The sequence below is a fragment of the Pedobacter sp. BAL39 genome, assembly GCF_000170795.1.
In the GTDB taxonomy this organism is placed as follows: Bacteria; Bacteroidota; Bacteroidia; order Sphingobacteriales; family Sphingobacteriaceae; genus Pedobacter.
In genome coordinates, this window is record NZ_ABCM01000014.1 from 102,149 (window position 1) to 121,686 (window position 19,538).

The window sequence follows — 19,538 nt, forward strand, 5'->3', positions numbered from 1 at the left end:
TAATACTTCACCATCTTCTCCGTCCCAAAAAAATAAATTGTAAAAAAACAGGCACATGGGATAAAACGGAGTCTTCCTGCTGTATGGTAGTTGTACAATAACTATGAACAGAGACAAAAACTATTCCGACTATACATTATACGACTTCCTGATGGATGCACATTTTAAAAAGTGGGCAACACAGGAAGGTGATGACCGCGATGATGCCTACTGGCTGGGGGTGATGGACGACTATCCAGCGAAAAGACAGCTGATCCTGAGTGCCAGAAAAACTGCCCGGTCTTTAAAAAATAGTAGGTCGGGAAAAAATACAAGCTCAGTTAAGACCGCAAACACGGCTCCGGCATTGAACAAAGCGGCCATCTGGCAACAGATTCAGGAACATAAACAAGAACCTTCAGCCCCTGCAATGGTAGTCAGAAAAAGCAGGCTGACCGTTTTTTACCGTTACGCAGCAGTGGTTGCAGTGATCGGGATCGCGGTGATGGTATGGTTTTCGACTAGTGTGCCTTACATTACCGTAACTACCGGCAACGCCGAAACAAAAACGCTCGTACTGCCTGACCATTCGGTGGTGCAGCTGGCCTCAAATTCCACATTGCGTTATCCGGCCAAAATACGGGACCATGAAGCCAGGGAGATTTTCCTTAGCGGAACGGCACGTTTCCAGGTGGTACACCTCAACAGAGATCCTTTAAAGGTCAGCGAAGGAGAACGTTTTATCGTTCACCTTGCCCATAAGGTGAATGTGGAAGTGCTGGGGACCACCTTTAGCGTCGATGACCGGCGTGGAAAGGCACAGGTCAACCTCGAATCGGGATCGGTGAAAATTTACACACAGCAGCAACAGCTGCTCCTGAAGCCTGGGGAGACGGCGGAAACGCAGGCAAATCAAGTCAAGCGGATAAGTGTTCAGCAGCATCGGGCATTGAAGCGAAGCTGGCAGCAGCCGGAACTGCTGATGGACCGGATCACCGTCAGCGCTGTGATTGCAGCCCTGGAAGATAACTATGGCCTCAAAATCAGGGTGGAAGATCCACAGGTGCTGGAGAAACAGCTGGATGGCAGCCTTCCGCTGAATGATGAACACCGTGCCTTGCGGATATTAAGCAGCATCACCGGAACGCACATCGATAGAAAGCTGGATTCCATTACCTTAAGCAAGCCATAATATGAAATACAGGTTACTGTTATGTTGTCTTGGATGTATGTTGTGTATTACCCATGCCCATGCACAGTCGGTGAGCTCCCTGAAACAGGCTTTGCAGGAGTTCAGCAAAGCACGGAAAGTCAGGTTTGCCTACGAACATCAGCTGATTGCAGGGAAGACCGTTAGCTACGACGCCAGGCAGCTCAATACAGGCACAACGGAAGTTGCTTTGAAGCTGCTTTTACAACATACAGGCCTTGGCTTTGAGCAGATCGGCAAAGATTATTTTACCATTCTCAAAGTGCCCGTGGCCTCAGAAAAGTCCCTGGAAACAAAGCCGGCGTTAACCATTATTGAAGAAAACATTGCCGGTACTTCAGCCGGTGCCACTCATATTTCTGTATCGGGCAAGGTTTCCTCCGCGAGTAGCGGGAGGCCAATAGATCATGCAACAGTTGGAATCGCGCAGCTGGGCATCAGCAGCATGACAGATGAAAAGGGAGAATTTAACTTTGCAGACCTGCTGCCGGGAAGGGCGACGGTAAAAGTTCAGTTCCTGACGATGGCCATGCAGGAGCGCGAACTGCAGCTGGAGGCGGGGAAAAGTTATCGCCTCAACTTCCTGCTCGAAGACAATGTACTGAACCTTAAGGAGGTTGTTGTCGTCGCCTCGGAGAGCAAGGCCGGTAGTGCTACCGCGTCACTCATCTCCCAGAAAGCCATAGAACACCTGCAGGCCACCAGTCTGAATGATGTCCTGCAGCTGCTGCCTGGGGCACTGGCCAGCAACCCCGACTTCTCTAATGTGAACAGGGCCGCCATCAGGCAGATCAACGCCAACAACATGGGGAGCCTCGGTACGGCGGTGCTCATCAATGGCATCCCGGTGTCCAACAATGCCAACCTGCAGGTCCTGAACCCCGCCACGGGAGGTGCAAACGCTTCTTTTTCGACCAGCACGGGCAGCGGTACGGATTTACGCCAGATCTCGGCCGACAATATTGAGTCTGTGGAGGTTATCCGTGGGGTGCCATCAGTAGAATACGGCGACCTGACCAACGGTGCTATACTTGTAAAAACGAAAGCAGGAGTAAGCCCATTGCAGCTGAAAGCAAGGATCAACCCGGTGCTCACGCAATTCTGGCTAGGCAAGGGCATTGACCTTGGGGCGGAGGGGGGAAGCCTCAACGTAGATTTTGATTATACCAAAGCATATACCGACCAGCGTTATTCTTTTGACGCCTATAACCGGGTAACAGGCAGCCTTCTGTATTCAAAGCGTTTTTTTAAAGAACAGCCCCTGATGACGACCACAGGCTTTTCTTATGCCATGAACCTCGATGAGCTGAAGCAGGACCCCGACGACCTCAAAACACACACAGTGCGTTCAGCGCAGGATTATGCCTACCGCTTCAATACTTCCGGACGATGGAACCTCAACAGGCGTTTTGCCCGGATGCTGAATTATGATGTCAGCGTCAACTATGCAATACAAAAAGGTTTCCAGCAGGAGCTGCTCAGCAATTACATCTATCCGATATCTACGGCGACCAAAGATACCACCATGGCTGGTCAGTATGTGCCCAGCGAATACCTCAGTAAAGTCTGGATTGATGGTAAACCCATGAACCTTTTTGCCAAGCTCAGCAACAGTTTTTACCTGAAGACCGGCGCTTTTGGACATCGCTTTCTGATGGGTGGAGAGTGGCGCATGGATGCAAACTTTGGCGCAGGGAAAACCTTTGATACCAGTCGCCCGCCCCGCATGGGCAATGGCGCTGCCAACAGGCTGTTCTCCTATAAAGATATTCCTGCCCTCAACCAGCTTTCGTTATATGCTGAGGACAACATTTCTGCGACGATCCTCAATCGCGAACTGCGTATCCAGGCGGGGCTCCGCTTCGATCAGATGCAGCCCTTTGGCATTGCCGGTGGCAACATGGGAAATGTGCTGGCACCAAGGGTCAACTTTGCCTATGAGCTTGCCAAAAAGGTAAACCTCCGTGCTGGTTATGGCACCACCGCAAAGGCACCTACATTATTGTACCTCTATCCGCAGGATGCCTACTTTGATCTGCTCAACCTGAATTACTATGCTGACAATCCGGCCGAGCGCCTGGTGATCGTCACCACAAGGGTGTTTAACACCAGGAATGAGCAGCTGAAGATTGCCACCAATAAAAAGATGGAGTTGGGTTTTGATGTGACCTTCATGGAGGACAAGAGACTGGCGGTTACCGCCTACAGCGAGCGATTGAAAAATGGCTATTCCTTCAATACTACTTTCGAGAGTCTGCGCATGGTGCCCCTGGCGAGCTATGAGGTCGCTTCGGCACCAGTCGGGCAGCCGCCGGTGCTCAATCCTGTGCCCGTGAGTGTGAGCAATTTTGCAGTCGACTATAACATGCCCACGAATGAGCTGGAAACTAGAAATAAAGGGTTGGAGTTTGACCTGGATCTGGGCCGATTTGAAGCCATCCGCACTTCCTTCGTGCTGAATGGCGCATGGATGAACACCGACACCCGGAGCACAGGTTATTACATCATCAAAAGACAGCTCAGCAACAGTGAGCCGGAGCGCATCCCTGTATACGCTCCAGGAAGAGGAAATGAATACAGTCGCACGAGCACTACTTTACGCATGATCCACCACATCCCACAGTTGCGGTTCATTGTGACCCTTGCGGCGCAGACCATCTGGTCGGATAAAAACAAATACATCGGTTATGAGTCGCTGCCGGTAGCTTACATCAGTAACACTGACGGGCAGCTGACCTGGCTCTCTGAGGCGGAGCGCAACAACCCCGCTATTGTCAACAATGCGGAGCTGAACCTTCATGTGCAGCCTGAATACTATAAAACCGAAAGCTGGAAACCTTTATGGCTGTTCAACCTGCGGCTCACGAAAGAGATGGGCAAGGCGATCAGCTTTTCCTTTTTTGCCAATAATGTGCTGATGGACCGCCCGCTGGAGGAAAGTTCACGCTGGACGGGCCAGTATAGCCGTAGAAACCCAAGACTATTTTTTGGAACCGAACTAAGCATCAAATTTTAATCTATATACAATCCAATCATGAGAAAATCAATCTATACTTCTTTTATCTTACTGCTCCTGGCTGTTGCAGGCCTGCAAAGCTGCAAAAAGTCGGACAATGAAACACCGACAGTCAGCTATACGGTAAATGTAAGTTTCCCTAACAATTACGCCACTACAAAGGCTGCCAATGCGGAGGTGACGCTGACCAACTCCACTACCAATGTGAAGGTTACGGCAACAAGTAATGCCGATGGTGTTGCCGCATTTACCGGCCTGCTCCCAGGTAACTATCAGGTGACCGCCAGTCGCACGCTGACAGCAGCCGAAGCACTGGTACAAACTGGTTTTGAGACCGAGGTTTTCCTGAATGCTTCCGCTACCAATCAGCTGATTGCTGCTGATGCAAGCCTCGACCTGAAATTACAGGGCAGCAAGGTGGGTGGTCTGGTATTCAAGCAGATCTATTATACCGGGTCGAAAACTCCTGCCAATGGAAACTACCAGGCAGACCAGTTTTATGAGATTTACAACAACTCTCCGGAAGTGATCTATGCGGACAGCCTTTACCTTGGCGAAAGCGGTGGTACGCCTGGGATTTCTGCAAGCGCAACTCCCTTTGCATTTTCTAAAACAGCGGGCAATGTGTACTTGCAGAATGTGTGGATGATCCCCGGAACAGGAAAGTCGCACCCCATTGAACCAGGTGCCTCTATTGTGATCTCCAGCAATGGCATACACCATAAAACTGACGCTGCGGGCAACGTGAACTCTGTAGACCTGGGTGCGGGTATCTCCGACTTTGAAGGTTATGTAGCCAGCACGGGCAGGGATGTGGACAATCAGGCGGTGCCGAACATGGACCTTCCTTACTTTGCCGCTTCCACCTTTACCTGGCTGACCTCCGTTTATGGACCGGGAATGGTGATCTTCAAAACCAAGGATTTCGAGAGCCTCAACAAGCTGCAGGAGCCGGGAAGCAGCAATGCCCGCTTGTATGTGGAAGTTCCGGGGTCGGATGTGATTGATGCCATGGAAGCACTGGCAAATGCAAATGCGGTGAACTTCAAGAGGATTCCTGCGGCGCTGGATGCCGGTTTTGCTTTTTGCACGGGTACTTATAACAGACAGGCCATCATCCGCAAGATCACGACCACGGTGAATGGCAGAAGGGTCCTTCAGGATACGAATAACTCCAGTGCCGACTTTGTAACGACGACCAACATCTTGCCTAAAGGATGGCAATAATGAAAAAGATATGGACGGTGGGGATCCTGCTGTTTGCGTTTACCTGTGCACATGCGCAGGTAACGCAGACAGATTCGCTGCGTCTGCTGCCGCAGCAGTTTGAGCTGCTGCCGCTGCGCTACAACTGGCTGGAGGGTACCAATGCTGCAGGTATGCAGCGGGACAGCCTGTATGCGCTTGGTAAAACCCAGCTTTCCTTTGCTTCGGAAAAGGGAGACCTCAGGCGCATTCAGCAGCCGGAAAGCCGCGATCAGTTCCGCTTCCAGTCGGAGCGCTACCAGCCGCTGGGTAAAAGCGTGTTTTATGGTAGCTTTTCCTATACCCAGCGCTGGGATAATGAGGTGCATTTTTCTGACGTGCTTGATCCCTATCGCGGCACGCCATACCTGCTTGCGGATTCTGTGGGCGGCGACTGGAAGTTGCAGCTGTATGCATTGAAGCTCAAGGCTGCAGCACCGAAACTGTGGAATGACCGACTGGTCTTTGGAATCGGGGCAAATCTGGAGGTGTCTACGGGTGCAAGACAAAATGACCCCAGGCCATTGAACACCGCCAACAAGCTGAGCATCCTGCCTGCGGTAACCTTGGCGTTGAATGACCACAGTACTTTCGGACTGAACGGCTATTACGGCCGTTACCAGGAAGACATCTCCCTGGAGATCAGGAACACCTCGGTGAACCATTTTCTATATAAACTGCTGGGACTAGGACAGTATGAGCTTCCGGGGATCTTTTCTGTAGGGAGCTCCCGCAATTACGGGGGCAATACCTATGGTGCTGACCTGCAGTACGAATGGCGCATGAATGGCTGGAGCTGGCTGAGCACGGCTGGCTTTCGCAGCTTAAGGGAAGCGGTATCGGATGGCAACAGTGTGCCCCGCAAAGCGGGCACCTGGGAACAAAAAGACTACCATGCTCAGACTATGCTCGGCCGTGAAGGAGAAGCCTTTTTTCAGAAGTTAAGGCTGCAGCTGGAGCGACTGGAAGATACAGGCATCGAGTTCCATGAGTTTTACAATACTGGCACACAGATGTGGCAGACAATACTTGAAGCGCCGTTTTATACGGCAGAGACCACCAGCGCAACATTGAATTATACCATCCTCAGAAAAGAGGGGAATGATAGCTATAAGTGGTCCGCCCAGGGGGAGCTGAAATACATTTCCGTAGATCAGCGCTACAGTGTGCCCCGTTCTTCGCAAAGGGTAACACAGCTCCATGCGGCCATTAAAGGAGGCCGGAACTGGATGATGTCCCATGGCAGAAGCTTGCAGCTGAACCTTAAGCTGAACTATGAAATGGCACTCGACCAGGCTTTGTCGTACGTCCCGATTACCGGCGACAGGACCTTGATCGCCAGGGAGGTACTGTTGCCCGACTATGATTATGGCGCGGCAGACCGCATAGGGGGCAGCTGCGACCTGCAATATAATTTCTGCATACCGTCGGTTCCGCGTACCAGCTTCTATGCAAAAGCTGTGGCCCAGGTGCTGGGCAACCTTAGTTCCGCGGCACGCTATCCTTCAGCAAGAGGAAACAGGACCATGTTTAACCTGAGCCTTGGCGCTTATTATTAAACATGGCGCTTATTATGAACAGCATAAAAAAGATAACATCATGAATATCAAGAAAAAATCAGCCTTAGTTTTGTCGGCCGCCACGGTCATGCTCGGACTCTATACGGGAGCCGCAGCACAGCAAATCGAAAAGCCACTGAAGAAAAATACGGCTACGACCTTCGCCATTGTGGTCGACCAGGAGACCTACAACAAGGCGAAACAGGAAATCAATGCGTACAAGTCGGCGCTGGAGAAACAAGGCCTCGGCACCTATATCGTTAGTCACCAATGGACAAAACCTGAAGAAATCAAGGTCGTCCTTCAGAAGTTGTATTCCGATAAAAACAGGCTGGAAGGTGCCGTGCTCATCGGCGACATCCCGATTCCGATGGTGATGGATGCCCAGCGGTTAACTTCCGCTTACAAGTTTGATCAGGCCAGGTTTGGCTTCAGGGCGGCAGTACCTTCTGACCGTTTCTATGACGATTTCAACCTGAAGCTGAACTTCATCAAACAGGATTCCCTGAAGGCAGGTAATTTCTACTATAGCCTGGCTCCTGAATCCGCACCGGAGATTCACCCTGATATTTATACGGCGAGGATCAAGGCGCCAGCAATTAAAGGCAAGGATAAATACGAGCTGATCCGTACCTACCTCAGCAAAGTGGTGGCAGAAAAAGAACAGCAGAACCGCCTGAACCACCTGATGGTATATAGTGGTATGGGCTACGCTTCGGAGTCGCAGACTGCCTGGGCGAGCGAGCAGGTGGCCCTCAGGGAACAGCTGCCACAGCTGTTCAGGGCTGGGTCGTCGGCGAAGTTCGTCAACTCCAGAATGCAGGGTGATCTTAAACAACGCCTGCTGACGGAAGTGCAGCGTGAGGATCTTGACCTGGCAATTTTTCATCAACATGGCGAGTCGGATGTGCAGGTGATCAGTGGTTATCCGAATGTTTCTTTCCCGCAGCCTTCCATCGAAAATGTGCGACGTTACCTGCGCAACAAGATCCAGGCAGCCAACCGCAAGAAACAGGATGTAGCGGAAACAAAAAAGAGATTTCAGGCTACGCTGGGCGTACCTATGGCCTGGATGGATGATGCCCTGACCGACTCTGTGGTGCTTGCCGATTCTCTGTTTGAGGCCAATGGAAACATTATGATGGAAGATGTGGATAAAATCAGGTCCAATGTGCGCATGCTGATCCTTGATAACTGTTACAACGGATCTTTTCATAAAGACGATTATATGAGTGGTCACTATGTCTTTGGCAGTGGAAAAACCATCGTCGCCATGGCCAACTCGATCAATGTACTTCAGGATGTGTGGACTACCGAGCTGATTGGTCTGCTGCAGCATGGTGTGCGGGCAGGAAACTGGTTCAAGGAACAAGCCTACCTGGAAACACACCTGATTGGTGATCCTACCTTTGCCTTTACTGCTGAAGGCAACACGGACTACAACGAGCTGATCGTGAACAAGGATGGCAGTGATCCGGTATGGAAGCAGTTGCTGAAAACCGGTGATGCAGACCTGCAGGCCCTGGCGCTCACAAAGATCTTCTATGCACAGGGCGCTGCCTCCAGCTCCTTATTGAAGGATGTTTACTACAGTGCTGCTGATGCAAGCACGAGGATGCAGGCATGGAAACTGTTGAGCACACTGAACAATGCAGATTTTAAGGCGGTATTGAAAGATGCGCTCACAGATCCATATGAATACCTGAGGAGACGCTCGGCAAATATGGCCGGTGATTTTGGTACCGATGACCTGGTGCCCGCATTGGTGGCTTCTGGAATCGAAGACTGGGCCTCGAAAAGGGTAGCCTACAACTCCGGAAACTCGATGTCTTTCATGAATGCTGACCTGGTGATTGCTCAGTTGCAGGAGTACCTTAAAAAGCCTGAATTTGCAGGGAATACCGACATTCAGCGCCTGATTAAAAGGCAGGAAGGCACGAGGGAAAAAGTGCTGAAGGAAGGTAAAGTGATGGAGGATAAAAAGGCTGTTGCCAAGGAACGCGCTTTTGATGTCAATATGCTACGTACCTATACCTATCACGAACTGGTGCCTCAGGCAATTGCAATTGCTGCAGATGCTGCTGAAGATCACAAACTGAGGCTCGCTGCTGTGGAGGCTCTGGGCTGGTTCCCTTATTCTTATCAGAAAGATAAAATCGTGGCCCTTTGCGATCAGCTGATTGCTGACAAAAACAGTACTGCCCAGTTGAGGGAAGAGGCCATGCGCACCAAAACTTATCTCCTTCATTTTTCTGCCGAAAAATATCAGACTGTGGCTAAAAAGTAATGTTTAAAGCAAAGCGCTATCGGTGCAATTAATTAGCGCAACTTCAGCGCTTTGCTTTAAATTTTTATTGTCACAGAAATGCAACTTCAATTTCTGACCGCCCTTATAGTTAGAATAAAGCCCTATAATTGTACTTATCTATAATCAGTCTAGATAAGTATTAAGGGGTAGGCATGGAAAAAACTTATTGGAATTCGTTCGTTAATGGAGATCAGAAAGCCTTTGAAATGCTGTACAATATACATTTCGACGCGCTGGTCGGTTACGCCGGAAAATTCAGTAGTGATGTGCCTTTCATTGAAGAAGCGGTGCAGGACCTGTTTGTAAAACTCTGGCAAAACCGTGCCAATCTGAAGAGACCCGAGTCTCTCAAATATTACTTGTTTAAAGCCTTAAGGAATACCATTTACAATAAGCTGAAATCTTCAGCCCTGGAGGTTTATGTGGGCGACGAAGCGGATATGATTGCATTTGACCTGTCTGCAGACCTGGCAGATGCGGAGGGGCCGCATGAAGACTGGAATGTGCTTAGCCATAAATTTATGGGGAACCTTACCGATCGTCAGAAGGAAGCGGTGTATCTTTTCTATGTGGAGGAGATGAGTTATAAGGAGATCGCTGATTTGCTGCAGATCAAGGTTGGTGGTACCTATAAGCTGATTTACCGGGCGATGGCCGGCATCAGGGAGCAGGCCCGCGACTTCGAATCGCAGGCCGGCAATGTCCACCTGGTACCTAAAGGTTAAGTTTTTTGCTGATGTCAACAGCCATCTGGTGGTGCTGCTGTAATGTAGGCAAAGTGGTCGATGCAAAGTCCTTCAGTGCATTTGTCCTCAGACTGGCTGCATTTTTAAAAAGATCAAGGGTCTTGACATGATCTTTGACCATCATGTTCATATAATGGCGGTCAAAATCTTTTCCTTTCATTTTCTTCATCATGTCCATATGCGCCTGGTCGCTGGCAGGATAAGCATCCGGCAGGAGCACACCCATTTTAGTCGCCAAAGCCTTGATTTCCATATTTGCTTTGGTATGGTCTTCTACCATCTTCGCAGCGAAAGATTTTACATTAGCATCAGCAGCATTGGTCTCTGCAATTGTTGCCAGGTCCACTTCCATCATTCCTCCTAATGCTGCGGTCTTCAGGAAGGTCGACTCATCTTCGTCGGCCGTGGTTTTATTGGTTTCGTCTTTTGGGTTTTTACCCGCCTGCTGCAAGGAATCGTTGTTCAGCGAATCGGCCTTTGTGGAATCTCCGGTGGTCGACCTGGTTTTATCGTTAGCCTCTGGGCTGCGACAGGCACCAACGCTGCAGGCGATGGCAATTAATGCAATAAATAGCTGGTTATTTTTCATAATGGTTGTCTTTTGTTACTCCATAGGTTAGGAATCATCAAAAGAACAACGCTGGGCAGGCCTTTGTTTGATGTTGCCTTGTCAATCCAGTGAGACGGCTCCGCGACGGTTTAAGATTACCTGGGGGTAGACATGACCTAAACCCGGTAGTTACGGTATAAACTCATGATGGTTATAAAGGATAGGCCGTATCACTTTTAGTTTCCGACAGCACAAAAAAGCTCTGGACGGTACTGATGTTCGGCAGGGTGGCCAGCTTGTTCCTCAGGAAAATATGATAGGTATCCATGTCGCTGGTGGCAATGCGCAGGATAAAGTCGAAGGCCCCGGTCATCTGAAAGCATTCCATGACCTCCGGGAATTTCGCGACATCGTTCTCGAACTCCACCAGGGTAGTGGCGGTATGTTCTTTCAGCAACACCTGTGAGAACGCAATCAGGTTCCTGTTGATCTTCTTGCGGTCGAGTATCGCGACTACACGTTTGATATAACCTTGTTCCTTCAAACGCCTGATGCGTTCGTGTACGGTAGCAATGGATTTGTTTAAAGTGTAGGCCAGTTCCTTATTGGTATAAGTGGCATCCTTCTGAAGGAGTTTCAGGATTTCAACGTCAACGGGGTCCAGATCTGTCTGCATGGTATGGATTCAATAAAAAGGGGGGAATTTCGCCGATGAAAAAATATCAATTATCAACCTTTATTATAACTCAAAAATAGAAAAAATAACAATTTTAACAAACGATTCCGAATAATTTATGGAATAATTGGTTTCTATTGCTATTATAAATTGAAATATGGAGTTTTATCGAATAATTGATCACACAACTAAATCGATAATCAATGGTAGCTGAAGGTAAAGAAGCAGTCTGTTTAACAGGAGCTCTTGCGGATAAATTTGAGCATTTATGGCATCTGGTAGGAAACACTCCGATGCTGGAACTACACTACACCTACAAGGGTAAACCTGGGAAGGTATATGTGAAATGCGAGCATTATAACCTGACAGGCAGCATCAAGGACAGGATGGCACTAAACATCATGTACGAAGCCTATAACAACTGCGCCATCAAACCAGGAGATACGATTGTCGAAGCTACCAGCGGAAATACCGGGATTGCATTTGCGGCCATCGGCCGTGCCCTTGGACATCCCGTAAAGATCATCATGCCGAACTGGCTGAGCAAGGAGCGCATTGACATCATCAGGAGCATGGGTGCAGAGGTAATCCTTGTCAGCAAAGAAGAAGGCGGTTTCCTGGGCAGCATCAAAATGTGTGAAGAGATGGCTGCCAAAGGGGGTGTATTTCTTCCGCGTCAATTTGAAAACCGTTACAATGAAGAAGCTCACGAGAAAACCACAGGAATGGAGATCTGGGAGCAATTGAAAAATAATGGGCTTACACCCGATGCGTTTGTTGCAGGAGTAGGTACTGGTGGTACGGTAATGGGCGTAGGGAAATGTCTGAAGGCATTGAACCCTGCGGTGTCCATCCATCCATTGGAGCCTGCAGAGAGCCCAACGCTGACTACAGGATATAAGGTGGGCAGTCACCGCATCCAGGGGATTTCCGATGAGTTTATCCCGGAGATTGTCAAGCTTGACCAGCTGGACAGCATCATCCAGGCGAATGATGGTGATGCCATCATCATGGCGCAGAAACTGGCAAAGGAGCTGGGACTGGCGGTAGGGATTTCATCGGGAGCAAACGTCATTGGTGCCATCAAGCTGAAAGAACAGCTGGGTGACGAGGCCGTGGTGGTGACCTTACTTTGCGATAGCAACAAGAAATATTTAAGTACCGATCTGGTAAAAGAAGAAGCCATTAAACCGTCATTTCTTTCTACTGACACAATTTTTACAGGATATCAACCAATTTGTAGACTGAAATAACGTTATTCGACCAATTAATCAACTTAACCACACAACATGAAAAATCTATTTTTACTCGTTGCGGGTCTTTTTCTGAGTTTCTCTGCGAGCAGCCAGATTTTAAAACCCGTAAAATGGAGCTACGCAGCGAAGAAAACTTCTAAGACTGAGGCTGTTTTGTACCTGAAAGCAACAATTGACCAGGGATGGCACCTGTATTCCCAGTACATGGCTGACGGTGGACCTGTGAAAACTACGTTCACATTTGCACCAGGAAAAGGATATGCCGTAAATGGAAAGACGGTTGAGCCTAAGCCGATCACGAAATTTGAGAAAACCTTTGACATGAACGTCAGCTACTTTGCAAATTCAGTAGTATTTCAGCAAAAGGTGAAACTGACCGGAGCAACAGCAGTGGTAAAAGGAACAGTGGAATATATGGTTTGTGATGATCAGCAGTGCCTTCCGCCTGAGACGATTGAATTTTCAATTCCGGTAAAATAACAACTTGATGAACATGAATAGATATACCATGCACCTGAAGGTGTTTGTGTTGGGGTTATTTCTGGTTTTGGGAAGTCTGGTGCCTGTCTTTGCGCAGGATGCAGATACCTCCATGGCAGATATTGAGTTTACGGATATTGAAGCTGCGCCGCCTGCGGCAGACAGCACAATGAAAGCAGATACAGCTGTAAAAGCTGCCGTGGCAGACACGGTGAGCAAAGCCGCTGTTGTTGCTGCAGGCAAACAAACCGACCAGTCGGAGCAGGAAAAAACCTTATGGCAGACGTTCATCGCCGGCCTTGTGGGCGGCTTCCTTGCCTTTCTGATGCCTTGTATCTTCCCTATGGTGCCACTTACAGTAAGTTATTTTACCAAGCGCGCAGGAAGTAAACAGAAGGGGATTGGGACGGCGCTCATCTACGGACTATCCATCATCGTCATTTATGTGGCTTTTGGATTGGTGATCACCCTCGTATTTGGATCAGCTATGTTGAATGAGCTAAGCGCGAGCGGCTGGTTTAACTTTGCATTTTTCATTTTGCTAGTAGTTTTTGCCATCTCCTTCTTTGGTGCTTTTGAAATCACGTTGCCAAGTGCATTTGTAAATAAAATTGATCAGAAAGCTGATGATAGCAAAGGTCTGGGTGGCATTTTCTTTATGGCCGCTTCGCTGGCCTTAGTTTCCTTTTCTTGTACAGGACCCATCATCGGTACCCTTTTGGTGCAGGCGAGTTCCAAGGGCGAGATTCTGGCCCCCGCGATCGGTATGTTTGGCTTCGCGCTGGCATTGGCACTGCCCTTTACTTTGTCGGCCATCTTCCCTGGATTCCTGAGCAGCATGCCTAAATCCGGCGGCTGGTTGAACAGTGTGAAGGTATGTCTGGGTTTCCTGGAGCTGGCTTTAGCGTTGAAGTTTTTGTCGGCTGCCGACCTGGTATGGCACTGGGAGTGGTTCGACAGGGAGATTTTCCTGGTATTGTGGATCGTGATTTTTGTGCTGATGGGATTGTACATCCTGGGCAAGCTTAAATTCTCCCACGACAGCGACCTGCCTTTTGTGTCTGTGCCGCGTTTATTTTTTGCGATGTTCTCACTTGCCTTTGCCGTATACCTGGTACCAGGTTTATGGGGAGCTCCGGTGAATATTTTAAGTGGTATTGCACCGCCGATGAATACGCAGGACTTCATCCTGACGGCCGGTGGATCTGCTGCTCCTTCGGGATCTGCGGATGGATTTCCTTCAAAAGTGAAGTATAGTGAGACATTAAAACCACCTGTAGGATTTAGTGCCTTCTTTGATCTTGATGAGGGAATGGCTTATGCCAAAAAGGTAAATAAACCGATATTGATCGATTTTACAGGGCATGCCTGCGTGAACTGCAGAAAGATGGAAGATAAGGTCTGGATTGATCCTGAAGTCGGCCGTCTGATCCGTGAGGAGTTTGTGCTGATCCAGCTGTATGTAGATGAGCGCAACATCAAGATGCCGAAAGAGAAAGTTCATTATTCAGAAGTGCTGCGTACCAACACCGATGACCTTGGACGTTGGAATGGCGACTTCCAGGCTACAAAATACGTGTCCAACTCCCAGCCTTTTTATGTGATGGTGGGTCAGGACCTGAACCCTCTGGTGAAACCTCAGGGTGCCGTTTTTGACGCAAAAGAATATGCAGCCTACCTGCAAAGCGGGTTGGATGCTTTTAAAAAGTAATAAATTTAGATAGTTAATCATATAAACAAAGGTCGGTGGATGCCGGCCTTGTTTATTTTAAGGCCTTTTTTAAAAGCTGCTACGCAGCAGGATGATGGCCTCGAGCCTAGCCTTGGTACAAAGGAAGCAGATCCTGTCGATGTGGTCAATATGCCTGGCGGTATTGGGCTGCTCATGATCCAGCGCATCCAGCTCTTCACGCAGGCGCAGGTCCAGTCCGACAATGGACATATTGGGCAGCATGTAATGCAGAGTTTTCCTCAGCTGATGGTAGTCGCCGGCGTCAAAATGAACTTTGACAGTTTCCAGATCGGTCAGCATGCATTCTACGAACAACTCCAGCACTTCCTTCTCATAAGCCTTGTCGCCATTGCTTACTTGCTCGATGTAACTCAGGTCTATAAAATCATAAGAGGTGGACATGGTATCTAAAGAATCTGCATGCGGTTATTCAAAAGGGAACGGTAAGCATCCGAAACAGGAATGACATGTTTATGGATAATTATCGTTTTTCCTTCTAAGGTATCAATTTTGCCGACATTGATGATAAATGAACGGTGGATTCTGAGAAATAAATCTGCAGAAAGCTTTTCTTCAACAGATTTCAGGGTCGCATGGATATGGTATTGTTTCTCCTCAGTGAAAATCTGGACATAATCGCCTTTAGCTTCCAGGAAGAGGATGTCCTTTGCCTTGAGGCGTCTGACGACGTTGGAGTCCCTGATGAAGATGAATTCGTTGCTGGCAGTGGCACTAGCTGTTGTGGGTTTCTTTTTAAAGCTGGCTTTTGCTTTCTCCACTGCCTGAAGAAAACGAACGGGCGTAACCGGTTTGGTGATGTAATCTGCCACCTGCAGGTCGAAGGCTTCCGCCGCGTATTCCTTTTTGGAGGTGGTGAAGATGATGAGCGGCTGGTGTTGTCCGAGGCTTTTTACCAGCTCTATGCCGCTCATTCCGGGCATTTCCACATCCAGGAAGATGAGGTCTATGGGCTGCTGCAGGATTTTCTGGTAAGCGTCGGTCGCATCAGGACACTCCCCGACAAGTACCAGTGAAGGGTCTAGCGATACCATTTTTCTCAGGGTAATGCGAGCGATTTTATTATCATCAACAATCAGACAGTTCATAGGGAGGGATTAACCTAATACTAAATTATATATTATTGATTAGAAAAAGAAACTATCCTGTGTAAATGCTTTTTCACCGACAGATTTTGCCTTTCCGTCTATTAGGTGTTTCAACATCAATGCCACCTGTATATCTTTGTTTCACAATGAGTAACTAAAACTACCGGATGGGACAGGTTAAGGGAATGATGGGATTGATTAAAGAAATGATGGGATTGAAAAAGAGGATGTTGGTGATGGTGGCTGCGGGTATCATGATGGTACAATTTGCGCAGGCACAGCGGATGAAAGACCCTGTGAGTTTTAAATTGAAAAACGGGTTGAATGTGATCATTGCGGAGAATAGTGGGATGGGAAAAGTGTATGCCAGCTTCAAAACAGAAGGTGGCATACTCAACGAAAACTTCTCGGCGCTGGTGGGAGAGATTTGGAGCAGGAGTACCCTTGCGGGATACAGAGCTGTTTTTGAAGAGGGAGAGCGTGCGGGGATGCCCAAGCTGAGCGTAGCGCATGGCGATGGGAATGTATCTGCGAAGGCCGCAGATTTTGAAGCCGCTTTTATGGCAATGTCGGACGTATGGCAGTCATTTGATGCCAGTCAGGATTTGCTCGATGTGGCACCGAAATCGGCTGAGGTTGCAGATATCACGTTGGAAACGTTGAAAAACTATTATAGCAGGCAGGTAGTCCCTGAGCATACGTACATTACGATTGCCGGCGACATCACTGTAGCAGACGCTAAAATGCTGGTAAAAAAAGCATTTGGATCCTGGGCAGTCAGAAGCGATGACGTATTGTCGCGCTAAGCACAGGAAACGCAAAAGGCATTAAATAGGGGGAGAGAGAGGGATGTGCAGGTGGCAAGACACTCAGGTGTTTTCCATCTGCATTATTTTTTTGTGCCCTGCGGGAAAGTCACGCTCCACAATTTTCTATTTGGATCCCTTATCTTTACAGCCGAAAAAACGGAAAGTTATGGATCACGATCATCTGAATTTGCTGCCTGTGCCTTCGCAGGCATTTTTCTTTGACGGTTTTTTCGGGGAGGAGCTTTCTGCACAGTACTTCGAGCAGCTATCTGCAAATGTTCCCTGGAAGCAGGAGCCCATAAAGATCTTTGGGAAGACCGTCTTACAGCCACGGTTTACTGCCTTTTATGGTGAGGAGGGCGTCAGCTACAGTTATTCGGGCATTACGATGAACGCCTTGCCCTGGACTCCCGAGTTGGCGGAAATCCGCAGTGCCATCCAGCAAAAGACGGCGCATCAGTTTAATGCCTGTCTGCTGAATTTCTATCGTGATGGCAGTGACAGCATGGGCTGGCACCGGGATAATGAACGGAACCTCGGGCCTTATCCTACCATTGCCTCCGTCAGCTTCGGCGCCCATCGCACTTTTCAGTTTCGCCGTTATGTAGAAAAGCTGCCTGTGGTATCTCTTGACCTGACTTCAGGAAGTTTGTTGCTGATGAAAGGTGAAACACAGCACCTTTGGGAACACCGTCTGCCAAAGACGACGATGCCCATTGGACCGAGGATCAACCTTACCTTCCGGTTAATCCATCCTTAAAGATGTCAAAACCGGATCAGTAAACTTTCCTTTGGCATGCCATTTCTCCCATCAGAATTTGCCATCCTATTTTTGCTGAGGTATGTTGGCTGGCGCTCGAATAAGGATCGGCGGAATTCCTGTTTGTTGTATTTAAGTCAGAATGAAATTTCAGGTGCTTAATTTTGCTTGTTACCTATTACTTTTGTTAACACTGTTAATTAAACTATAGAGCGATGGGCATTGCAGAACGTAAAATCAGGCAAAAGGAAGAGTTCAGGGCAAGTATTCTGGAGGCGGCATGGCTGCAGGTGCTGACGGATGGCTGGCAGTCATTGTCTATCCGTAAGATTGCTGACGCCATTGAATACAGCATTCCTGTGATCTATAACCATTTTGAAAACAAGGAAGCCATCCTGATGGAATTTACCAAAGAAGGATTTCAGAAACTGGGCCTTGCACTTCAGGAGGTGAAAGAGCAGCATCAGCGCCCGGCAGCGCAACTGGAGGCCATAGCGAATGCGTACTGGGATTTTGCATTTGAGAATACAGAATATTACCAGCTGATGTTCGGCCTGGGGATTCCGGCATGTGAGCAAGCCAGGCAGATCCCGGAAGTTAAGGAGATGACCAGCGTGATGATCAGCACCATCAAAACGGCAATCGCTGAGAGCGGAAACCCGGATGCAGACGGTTACCTGAAGTACCATACCTATTTATCCATTCTTCATGGGCTGGTATCCATACAGATGATCCAGAAAGATGCGAAGTCTGATCTTTCCAAAAGGATGATCCTTCAGGATGCGATTTCAGGATTTATCATTACTTTAACCAGTAAATAAATTATTAGTTTTAAATTAGGAGCTTCTGATGATTCATCTGGAAGGCTGTCAATTATTTTAAAACTAAATCATTCTAATGAAAAGACTTTTCAATACGAACATTAATCACGGCGGGCTCAACTTTGCACTGCTGGTGTTACGCGTTGCTTTTTCCGCATTTATGATGGTACATGGCTATGGCAAACTGCAGTCACTTACCGCGGGAGGAGAAATCCAATTCGGGGATCCTATTGGTATCGGAGCTCCTGCTTCCCTTGCCCTGGCGGTCTTTGCGGAGTTCTTCTGTTCTATATTGCTCATTCTGGGTCTGGCGACCAGGCTTGCGGTGATTCCTTTGATCATCACGATGCTGGTAGCTGTATTTATCGCCCACGGAGGAGATGATTTCGGAAAGAAAGAAATGGGGCTGCATTACCTTGTGGTCTATCTTTTCATCTTTATTGCTGGCCCTGGGAAATACAGCATCGATCACCTGATTGGTGGCGGTTCCGGCAGACGCAGGAGATAAGTCTTTTTCATTACATATCATTTTTACAAATCAGGCGTTATTGCTTTGATGATGGCGATGCAGCAGCGCTTATGCTTGCTGCTGCACCGGCTTCTCTTTACACACACACACAAATGAAAAAGATCGTTTTATTTTGCCTGACGGCAATTGTTATTTCAAGCTGTGGCGTCAATAAACAGGCGCAGCAGATCAAGGCACTGGAGAAGTGTACCTACCGCATTACTTCTGCCGACCAGGTGACGCTTGGTGGAGCGGACGTCAAAAAGTTGTTTGACGGGCAGGACCTGAACCTGGCCAGTTTGCCGGCGCTGGCATTGGGCCTGCTGAGACAGGATGTACCCCTGAAAGCAAGGTTAAACCTGGAGATTAAAAATCCATCGTCCAACGTGGCTGCAATCAATGAGTTTGAGTATAAGATCCTGATCAACAGGCAGGAGCTTGCCAATGGTTTTGTGAACCAGGAAGTCAACGTCGCGCCGGGAGGTACTACTGTAGTTCCGGTGGACATGATTGCGAACCTCTATCCCTTTGTGACCAATAGCAAGGTGATGGGAGAAATCACTGAATTTATGAAAGGTGCCAAAGGAGGCCCTGAAAAGAAGGGCATCCTGACGCTGAAGATCCGCCCGAGCATCAAGGTGGCCGGGGGACTGGTGAAGTACCCTGGGTTCATCACCATTGATAAAGAGGTGAGCAGCAAAATTTTATTGTAACACAGAGGCCTTTCTTAGGCGGCATTGCCTACAAAATACGTCGTAATTTTGCAGGAATGTTACC

Annotated in this window: 18 protein-coding genes; 14 read left to right on the forward strand and 4 right to left on the reverse strand. The window is 48.5% G+C overall.

Features of this window, described 5'->3' with window-relative positions:
- Positions 1-103: 103 nt before the first annotated feature.
- The 6 genes from PBAL39_RS17230 to PBAL39_RS17255 all read left to right on the forward strand — a co-directional run bounded on the left by PBAL39_RS17230 (position 104) and on the right by PBAL39_RS17255 (position 10,042).
- Positions 104-1,171, forward strand: a complete 1,068-nt coding sequence (locus tag PBAL39_RS17230; protein ID WP_008243840.1) for a FecR family protein — start codon at positions 104-106, stop codon at positions 1,169-1,171.
- A gap of 1 nt (position 1,172) precedes the next feature.
- Positions 1,173-4,205: a TonB-dependent receptor gene (locus tag PBAL39_RS17235; protein WP_157274083.1), complete on the forward strand. Its 3,033-nt coding sequence runs from the start codon at positions 1,173-1,175 to the stop codon at positions 4,203-4,205.
- Positions 4,206-4,223: 18 nt separating this feature from the next.
- The gene (locus PBAL39_RS17240) at positions 4,224-5,432 is read left to right on the forward strand and encodes a DUF4876 domain-containing protein (RefSeq protein ID WP_008243843.1); all 1,209 of its coding nucleotides are present in this window, start codon (positions 4,224-4,226) and stop codon (positions 5,430-5,432) included.
- Positions 5,432-7,009, forward strand: a complete 1,578-nt coding sequence (locus PBAL39_RS17245) for a DUF6850 family outer membrane beta-barrel protein (protein WP_008243844.1) — start codon at positions 5,432-5,434, stop codon at positions 7,007-7,009. The genes PBAL39_RS17240 and PBAL39_RS17245 overlap by 1 nt, the downstream gene beginning before the upstream one ends.
- 40 nt (positions 7,010-7,049) lie before the next feature.
- On the forward strand, positions 7,050-9,296 hold the full coding sequence (locus PBAL39_RS17250) for a HEAT repeat domain-containing protein (RefSeq protein ID WP_157274084.1): 2,247 nt from the start codon (positions 7,050-7,052) through the stop codon (positions 9,294-9,296).
- A 173-nt stretch (positions 9,297-9,469) separates the two neighbouring features.
- Positions 9,470-10,042 carry an RNA polymerase sigma factor gene (locus tag PBAL39_RS17255; protein ID WP_008243848.1) on the forward strand — a complete coding sequence of 191 codons (573 nt, stop codon included), beginning with the start codon at positions 9,470-9,472 and terminating at the stop codon, positions 10,040-10,042.
- On the opposite strand, the gene PBAL39_RS17260 is transcribed toward PBAL39_RS17255, so the two are convergent.
- Together PBAL39_RS17260 and PBAL39_RS17265 are read right to left on the reverse strand one after the other, a co-directional pair.
- Complete coding sequence (locus PBAL39_RS17260) at positions 10,032-10,652, reverse strand: DUF4142 domain-containing protein (protein WP_008243850.1); 621 nt, start codon at positions 10,650-10,652, stop codon at positions 10,032-10,034. The two genes, PBAL39_RS17255 and PBAL39_RS17260, sit on opposite strands and share 11 nt — an antisense overlap.
- A gap of 172 nt (positions 10,653-10,824) precedes the next feature.
- Positions 10,825-11,289, reverse strand: a complete 465-nt coding sequence (locus tag PBAL39_RS17265; RefSeq protein WP_008243851.1) for an Lrp/AsnC family transcriptional regulator — start codon at positions 11,287-11,289, stop codon at positions 10,825-10,827.
- A gap of 203 nt (positions 11,290-11,492) precedes the next feature.
- On the opposite strand from PBAL39_RS17265, the gene PBAL39_RS17270 reads away from it, so the two are divergent.
- The 3 genes from PBAL39_RS17270 to PBAL39_RS17280 are packed head-to-tail and all read left to right on the forward strand — an operon-like array spanning position 11,493 to position 14,736.
- Positions 11,493-12,542, forward strand: a complete 1,050-nt coding sequence (locus PBAL39_RS17270; RefSeq protein WP_008243852.1) for a PLP-dependent cysteine synthase family protein — start codon at positions 11,493-11,495, stop codon at positions 12,540-12,542.
- A gap of 36 nt (positions 12,543-12,578) precedes the next feature.
- Complete coding sequence (locus PBAL39_RS17275) at positions 12,579-13,025, forward strand: protein-disulfide reductase DsbD N-terminal domain-containing protein (protein ID WP_008243854.1); 447 nt, start codon at positions 12,579-12,581, stop codon at positions 13,023-13,025.
- A gap of 7 nt (positions 13,026-13,032) precedes the next feature.
- The gene (locus tag PBAL39_RS17280) at positions 13,033-14,736 is read left to right on the forward strand and encodes a protein-disulfide reductase DsbD (protein WP_008243855.1); all 1,704 of its coding nucleotides are present in this window, start codon (positions 13,033-13,035) and stop codon (positions 14,734-14,736) included.
- Between the two features lie 69 nt (positions 14,737-14,805).
- Here PBAL39_RS17280 and PBAL39_RS17285 read toward each other — a convergent pair whose 3' ends face one another.
- Both PBAL39_RS17285 and PBAL39_RS17290 read right to left on the reverse strand, forming a co-directional pair.
- A complete protein-coding gene (locus tag PBAL39_RS17285) occupies positions 14,806-15,159 on the reverse strand; it encodes a hypothetical protein (protein WP_008243857.1) in 354 nt (117 codons plus the stop codon).
- A 5-nt stretch (positions 15,160-15,164) separates the two neighbouring features.
- Positions 15,165-15,863 carry a LytTR family DNA-binding domain-containing protein gene (locus tag PBAL39_RS17290; RefSeq protein ID WP_008243859.1) on the reverse strand — a complete coding sequence of 233 codons (699 nt, stop codon included), beginning with the start codon at positions 15,861-15,863 and terminating at the stop codon, positions 15,165-15,167.
- Positions 15,864-16,030: 167 nt separating this feature from the next.
- On the opposite strand from PBAL39_RS17290, the gene PBAL39_RS17295 reads away from it, so the two are divergent.
- From PBAL39_RS17295 to PBAL39_RS17315, 5 genes are all read left to right on the forward strand, one after another.
- Positions 16,031-16,669, forward strand: a complete 639-nt coding sequence (locus PBAL39_RS17295) for an insulinase family protein (RefSeq protein WP_008243862.1) — start codon at positions 16,031-16,033, stop codon at positions 16,667-16,669.
- A gap of 169 nt (positions 16,670-16,838) precedes the next feature.
- Positions 16,839-17,432: an alpha-ketoglutarate-dependent dioxygenase AlkB gene (locus tag PBAL39_RS17300; RefSeq protein ID WP_008243864.1), complete on the forward strand. Its 594-nt coding sequence runs from the start codon at positions 16,839-16,841 to the stop codon at positions 17,430-17,432.
- Between the two features lie 215 nt (positions 17,433-17,647).
- Positions 17,648-18,253 (forward strand): TetR/AcrR family transcriptional regulator, encoded by a 606-nt coding sequence (locus tag PBAL39_RS17305; protein ID WP_008243865.1) that lies wholly within the window; start codon positions 17,648-17,650, stop codon positions 18,251-18,253.
- A 76-nt stretch (positions 18,254-18,329) separates the two neighbouring features.
- Complete coding sequence (locus PBAL39_RS17310) at positions 18,330-18,761, forward strand: DoxX family protein (protein ID WP_008243867.1); 432 nt, start codon at positions 18,330-18,332, stop codon at positions 18,759-18,761.
- 113 nt (positions 18,762-18,874) lie between these two features.
- A complete protein-coding gene (locus PBAL39_RS17315; protein WP_039866979.1) occupies positions 18,875-19,474 on the forward strand; it encodes an LEA type 2 family protein in 600 nt (199 codons plus the stop codon).
- Positions 19,475-19,538 lie beyond the last annotated feature (64 nt).